This is a genomic window from Muricoccus harenae (assembly GCF_009848505.1).
Classification (GTDB): Bacteria; Pseudomonadota; Alphaproteobacteria; order Acetobacterales; family Acetobacteraceae; genus Roseomonas; species Roseomonas harenae.
In genome coordinates, this window is record NZ_WWDL01000104.1 from 1 (window position 1) to 720 (window position 720).

General features: G+C 65.7%; 1 protein-coding gene. It reads left to right on the plus strand.

What is annotated here, in order from left to right:
• Nucleotides 1–80 precede the first annotated feature (80 nt).
• On the plus strand, nt 81–720 hold a 640-nt coding region (locus tag GSE44_RS25110; protein WP_201306250.1), incomplete at its 3' end, for a transposase.

Below are 720 nucleotides of genomic sequence, written 5' to 3' on the forward strand. Positions count from 1 at the left end.
GGCAGGAAAGCTCGGAATTTGGGTGCTGGAATTGCAGAGTTCGGTTGGAATAGGCGGCAAAGCCTGCGATTCTTCCAATCATGAAACACCGTTCCCGCCCGGCTGAGCAGGACGACCTGCTACGTCCTCGACTGGTCGACATGATCGATGGGCGGCACGAGCTGGTCCGGTTGGCAGCGCTGATCGACTGGGGCTGGTTCGAGCGGGAGTGGGTCGGCTTCTTTCCTGCTGGTGAGGGACGGCCTGCTACCAATCCGCGCCTAGTCGCCGGGCTGATGTACCTCCAGCACGCCTACGGCCTCTCCGACGAGGCGGTGCTCGCCCGCTGGGTGGAGAACCCCTATTTCCAGCACTTCACCGGTGAGACCTTCTTCCAGCACCGCGCACCCATCCATCCGTCCTCGCTCAGCCGATGGCGTGGCCGCATCGGCGAGGAGGGTGTGGAGTGGCTGCTGACCAAGACGATCGAGGCAGCCCAGACCTCGGGTGCCGTGACGCCGCGCAGCTTGGCCGAGATCGCGGTGGACACCACGGTGATGGAGAAGGCCATCGCCCACCCGACCGACAGCAGGCTCTACGAGAAGGCGCGCCGCTCCCTGGTGACGCTGGCGCACAAGGCCAGGATCACCTTGCGGCAGAACTACAACCGCTTGGCTCCGCGCCTGGCAGCGCAAGCGGGGCGGCACGCCCATGCCCGGCAGTTCCGGCGCATGCGCAAGG